The sequence below is a fragment of the Streptomyces sp. NPDC057623 genome (genome assembly GCF_042800355.1).
Classification (GTDB): domain Bacteria; phylum Actinomycetota; class Actinomycetes; order Streptomycetales; family Streptomycetaceae; genus Streptomyces.
Map to the genome: position 1 here is coordinate 85,509 of NZ_JBHVGZ010000039.1, position 5,358 is coordinate 90,866.

5 protein-coding genes are annotated in these 5,358 nt (G+C 75.2%); 2 read left to right on the forward strand and 3 right to left on the reverse strand.

Translation table 11 applies throughout. The features are described from left to right. Positions 1-258 precede the first annotated feature (258 nt). The 3 genes from ACFU95_RS31790 to ACFU95_RS31800 form a co-directional block, all read right to left on the reverse strand. A complete protein-coding gene (locus ACFU95_RS31790) occupies positions 259-474 on the reverse strand; it encodes a hypothetical protein (RefSeq protein WP_383834526.1) in 216 nt (71 codons plus the stop codon). 71 nt (positions 475-545) lie between these two features. Further along, positions 546-674, reverse strand: coding sequence for a hypothetical protein (locus ACFU95_RS31795; protein ID WP_383834529.1), 129 nt, complete (start codon positions 672-674; stop codon positions 546-548). Between the two features lie 165 nt (positions 675-839). After that, a complete protein-coding gene (locus ACFU95_RS31800) occupies positions 840-3,371 on the reverse strand; it encodes a helicase-associated domain-containing protein (RefSeq protein ID WP_383834532.1) in 2,532 nt (843 codons plus the stop codon). 156 nt (positions 3,372-3,527) lie between these two features. Here ACFU95_RS31800 and ACFU95_RS31805 point away from each other — a divergent pair, with 156 nt between their 5' ends. Both ACFU95_RS31805 and ACFU95_RS31810 read left to right on the forward strand, forming a co-directional pair. Then, a complete protein-coding gene (locus tag ACFU95_RS31805) occupies positions 3,528-4,520 on the forward strand; it encodes a hypothetical protein (protein ID WP_383834535.1) in 993 nt (330 codons plus the stop codon). Positions 4,521-4,636: 116 nt separating this feature from the next. Beyond that, positions 4,637-5,266 carry an HAD family hydrolase gene (locus ACFU95_RS31810; protein WP_383834538.1) on the forward strand — a complete coding sequence of 210 codons (630 nt, stop codon included), beginning with the start codon at positions 4,637-4,639 and terminating at the stop codon, positions 5,264-5,266. The last annotated feature ends 92 nt before the right edge of the window (positions 5,267-5,358 follow it).

Here is a 5,358-nt window from a genome sequence, read left to right on the forward strand (position 1 = left end):
GGCTGATTGACGGTTCGGCCGGGCGGTGGGCTACGTCGGCGTGGGCGGGCTGACGGTGTTGGTCGGGGTTTGTCGGTGGTGAGGCCTGAGGTGGTTGTCCGGCCGTGCGCCGGGGCGGGTCTTGGGTGGGCCCCTTCGCGTCGGCGAGGCGGACGGCCTGGCCCACCACGCCGACCTGGTCCGGATCGACGGCGAGAGCTATCGGCTGCGGCGGGCCACGTCGGCGTGGGCTGATTGGCGGTTCGGCCGGGCGGTGGGCTACCTCAGGGTGGGCAGGCTGACGTTGTTGACCAGGGGGCCCTCGATGGTGAGGCCCTCGGTGATCAGGGACTCCGAGCCGGCCGCCGGGAGGGGCAGGGGCAGGGTGGAGGCCGCGGTGGCCTCGGGGGCGAGGGTGGTGACCAGCGTGGCCGCCGAGAGGACGGCGGTGACGGCGGCGGCGGTACGGGCGCGGACGGGGCGCTTGGAACGCATGGGGGCTTCGGGGCCTTTCGGGTACGGAGGGCGGGCCGGCCCCGGGACGTCCGGGCCGGCCCGAGGTCGCGTCAGATCTGCGGCGTCTCGATGACCAGCCCGGCGATGTCGACGCCGACCGCTGAGGCGGGGGCGGCGAACGCACCCATCATCAGGGCTGCGGCGGCCAGGACGGTGGCAAGGCGACGAGCTGTGCGCATGGGACAACTACCTCTCTGTTGCGCTCACTTGAGCGTGATCAGGACTCCGGGTGGCTGCCCTGCGGCACGCGGCGCGATGCGGAAAGGCCCGAAAGGTCCCTCAAGAGTTGGAAAAGCCCGGCGTGGCGTGCATGGAACGCCGCGTACACCCGAACGAGTGGGCCGTCAGATCTGGTCGTCCGCGAGCTCGGCCACCCCGGTGATCCGGTGCAGCGGATACGTCCGGACCTCGTCCGCGGTGTGGTCGTACGCCGTCACGAACCCGCCCTCGACCCGTACCGGCGCGATCACCCGCTGACTGGCGGCGCCCTCGGCGTTGACGTACCCGATCCACAGCGCCTCGCCGGTCAGGACGGCGGCCTGCATGGTGGCGAGGGTCTCCGCGGAGGTGGTGCGGGGGAGTTCGCCGCCGGTCACCGCGGGGGCGGCCGCGCTCGGCTTGCGGGGGGCCGTGGAGGCGAGATCACCCGCGCGGATGGCGCGGATCGCCGCCGCCAGCAGCGTGGCGTCCGGCGTCGGCGGGCCGTCCGGGACCGGCTCGGGGGCCGTGCGCGGCGGGGTGCGGTGGGCGTCGGCCCGGGTGATCAGGACGTCCCCCTCCGCCGACTCGGCGGCCGGCGCGAAGCCCATCGCGCGCAGCCCCTCCAGCAGTGCGGCCGGGTCCGCCAGGGTGGCGAGCACGGTCGGCGCCAGGCGGCGCAGGCGCAGGCCGGCGGCCCGCTTGTCGGCGAGGATCTCGTTCAGCATGGCGTCGTCGTCGCAGCGGACGTACGCCGAGGCCGCGCCCACCCGCAGATGGCCGTGCTTACGGGCCACGTCGTCGATCAGATACGCCAGCGGCTGCGGCACCGGCGTACGGGAGTGCTCGGCGAGGAAGGCGTGCAGGTCGGAGGCGGCGCGGCCGGCGTCCAGGGCGCGGCGCACCGAGCCGGGCGTGAACCGGTACACCGTCGCACCGCCCTTCGACTCGACGTCCGCGAGCACGCTCAGCATGTCGGCCAGCGGCCGTCGCAGGGGGCCGGGTGCCACGGCCGTCAGGTCGGCCTGGAGGAGAACGTGGTCCAGCGGCTCGGGGAGGAGAGGGGTGAGGAGACGGGCGGCACCGGCGGACGCGGCGGCCTGTTCGGCGGGGGAGAGGGGCTCCGGGGGCGGGGCCGGACGGTGGTGCACGGGGAGCTTGTCACCGGGTCCGACCGGCTCCTCGGCCACCGGTTCCGGCAGCCGCGCCCCCAGCAGCGCCCGCCCGTGCGCCGACAACGCGCCCCGTCCCGTCACCCCCAGCATCTCCGCCTCGCTCAGCGTCCACCGGGCGAGGCGGCCGCGCAGGTCGTCGTCCCGCTGGGGTCCTCGCAGCGGACGCTCCCAGCGCAGGCGGGCCAGTACCGATTCGGGGGACGGGGACGCCCCCTGCGGCAGGCCGGCGAGGAGGGTCAGCACCCGGTGCCGTACCTCCGGCGCGGCCGAGCGGTCCAGGCCGGGGCCCAGCGCCGACAACGTACGGTCCTTCGCGTCCCGTCCGCCGACCACCCCGGCCGTGCGCGTCGCCGTCAGCCACGCCTGAGCCAGCAGGGACCAGCGCTGTGCGGCGGGCTGCTCCAGCCACTCGTCGTAGGCGGGGGTCGCCGCGTAGCGTTCGTCGGCCTCGCCGTCGGAGGCCAGCAGTCCGGCGGCGTAGGCGAGCTCGACCCAGAAGGCGGCCAGGGGTTCGGACACGTCGAGGGCGACGGCGGTGCGCTTGAGGTCGCGCACGCTCAGCCCGCCCGCCCGCAGCACGGCCGGCCCGCCCTCGTGCCAGTCCTTCAGCAGCTCCTCGACGGTCGCCAGCGCGGTGTACGCCTGTCCGGCCGCGGTGGTGTCCACAACCTGTGGACGGTGCGTCGCGGCCGCCTCGACGGGCGGCGGCAGCGGCTCGGTGCTCCGGTGCGCGCGCCCGGCCCGCAGATGCAGGGCGACCTCGCGGGGGAGTACGACCGTGCCGGGCGCCGTGGGCAGCAGAAGGCCGCGGTCCATCAGCCAGCGCAGGCGGGCCGCCGGATCGGCGGTGACCTGCCCGTACGGCGGCCCCCAGACCAGGCGGGCCAGGACCTCCAGGGACTCCTCCGGGGCGTCGGCGAGCAGCGCCGTCATCCGCCGCCGGTCGCCGAACAGGGCGGAGAGCGACGACACGGCGGACACGGCGTCGTGCGTCGAGGGCAGCCCGGCCGTCGTGACGATCTCCTGGATACGGCCCGGCGACATGCCGGCGGTGGCTTCCCGCGCGGTCGGGCCCAGTCCGGTGGGGGACGGGTGCTGCGGCGAGGGCGCCAGCAGCTCGCGTGCCGTACGGACCAGCCGCAGCCGGTCGTCGGCGCCCCACACCAGGGCCTGTTCGCGCAGGGTGCCGAGCGCGTGCGGCAGCGCCCCGGCGACGGCCGGGTCGCCCTCGTCGCCGGCCATCAGCCCGAGCAGTTCGTCGTACGTCGCCGGATCCGCCGCCACGGCCAGCGCCTCCGCCGTCTGCAGCGCGAGGCGGTCCAGCCGCTCCAGGGCCCGCACGACGGACGCCCGGGTCCCGGCCCGCGTCGCCAGCTGCGTGAGGTCCGTCGGGACGGGGGTGATGAGGTCGGGGCGGCTGCGCAGAAGTACGGCCAGGGAGGCGTCGTCCCGCACGCGGAGCGCTTCCGCGAGGGAACGGGGCGGTGTAGCCGGGTCGCTCATCCTGCCCACGTTAGCGGGTGCGCGTCCCCGGGGGTCCCGCCCCCGGACCCCCGGCCCCGCGCGGGGGCCGACCGGTCCGACCCGGACCCGCGCGCCCTGTCCTGCGCTAACGTCGTCCCCACGGGGCTTCAGCACACCCACCCCGGAGGGGACTTCGTGGGGATCGAGAGCGACCAGGTCGTCTACGAGTATCTGAGCCGCGTCGGTGACGTGGCTCAGCAGCGGCAGCTGCCGTCGGGCACCCGCATGCGCCTGGTGAACGAGCTGCGGGGCGAGATCGACCGGCGCCGCGCCAAGGTCGCCGTCGACAGTCCCGCCGCCGTCCGCCGCATCATCGCCCGCCTCGGCACCCCGGACGAGGTCGTCACCGCCGCCGGCGGCGACGGCGCACCCGCGCCCCAGGCGCCGGTCACCTCCGTGCCCCTGCAGCCGGACAGCGCGGAGCGCGGCGAACGCCCCAAGGGCCTGCGCCGGATCGTGCCCCGCCCGCGCCCCGCCGAGGCCCCGGCCCGGCCCGACGACGCGCCCACGCCGCCGCACCTCGCCAGCACCGCGGAGCTCGGGGGCAGCGCGGTCCAGCCGGACTGGTGGCGGGTGGACAGCAGCCCGTTCGGGCCCGGCGAGGACGTCCCGGGGTTCGTCGGCGGCGTCGAGATCCCGGAGATGCTCAGGCGCCCGCCCGCGCAGGCGGACCTGCGGAAGAAGGAGCCCGTCGAGGAGCCGGAAGCGGCCGCGGTGGAGCAGGCCGAGGGGGCGGCGCCGCAAACCCCCCGTCGCCGCCGCCTCATCCGCCGGCCGGCTCTCCCCTCCGGCCGCTGGAGCAACCCCCTGCTGCTGCTCGCCGCCGCCCTCCTAGTCGTCGGCGCGGTCCTCGGCCACCTCGTCGTACTGCTCCTCGGCTGGCTCATCGCCTGGGGCTCACGCCGGCTGAGCGACGCCGAGACGAAGTGGGCGGTCGTGATCCTGCCCGGCCTGTCCCTCACGGCCGGCGTCGTCTGGCTGTGGGGCCGCACCGACGGCCGCTGGGGCGCCCCCATCGCCGAGGGCCACATGAACGCCGCGCTCAGCGAGACCTGGCCCTGGGTCCTGCGGGGAGCGGCGGTGGCGTCGGCGCTGTTCATCGTCTGGCGGTCGCAGAGGCAGACCTAGGGCCTGTCGTTTGGATCATGCCAAGGCGCTGCCTTTCTCAGCCGACCTGATCCAAACGACAGGCCCTGGCTCGCGTCACACCCGCCCCGCGTCTGCCCTCACCCCACCTGGGCACAATGGCCCATATGACACTCACCGTCGGCTTCGACCTCGACATGACCCTCATAGACTCCCGCCCCGGCATCCACGCCTGCTACACCGTGCTGACCGAGCGGACGGGCACCTACGTCGACGCCGACCTGGCGATCACCCGGCTCGGACCGCCGCTGGAAGAGGAGTTGATCAACTGGTTCCCGGCGGAGCGGGTGGCGGCGATCGCCGACCTGTACCGCGAGATCTACCCGGCGATCGCCATCGCCGCCACACCCGCCCTCCCCGGCGCCCGCGAGGCGATCACCGCCGTACGGGACGCGGGCGGCCGCGCGATCGTCGTCACCGCCAAGTACGAGCCGAACGCCAAGCTGCACCTGGAACACCTCGGCATCGAGCCCGACGCGGTCATCGGCAACCTCTGGGCCGAGCGCAAGGCCGAGGCCCTGCGCGAGTACGCGGCGAGCGTCTACGTCGGTGACCACCAGGGAGACATCCGCGCCGCCCGCGCGGCCGACGCCCTGTCCGTCACCGTGGCGACCGGGCCGTTCGGCGTCGCCGAACTCGGCGAGCTCGGCGCGGACGTCGTCCTCACGGACCTGACGGAGTTCCCGGCCTGGCTCACCCATCACCTCGACGGGACACCGCGCGGCTAAAGCGCGTTGCAGAAGGCCGTGAGATTGCAGGTCAGGGCCCGCTTACGGCTGTGCTGATCACGCGGTCAGGGCGAGGTTGTGCATGTGTGCGA

Coding starts and splice junctions, on each gene's coding strand:
- ACFU95_RS31790 (WP_383834526.1), bottom strand. CDS start 474: ATGCGTTCCAAGCGCCCCGTCCGCGCCCGTACCGCCGCCGCCGTCACC.
- ACFU95_RS31795 (WP_383834529.1), bottom strand. CDS start 674: ATGCGCACAGCTCGTCGCCTTGCCACCGTCCTGGCCGCCGCAGCCCTG.
- ACFU95_RS31800 (WP_383834532.1), bottom strand. CDS start 3,371: ATGAGCGACCCGGCTACACCGCCCCGTTCCCTCGCGGAAGCGCTCCGC.
- ACFU95_RS31810 (WP_383834538.1), top strand. CDS start 4,637: ATGGCCCATATGACACTCACCGTCGGCTTCGACCTCGACATGACCCTC.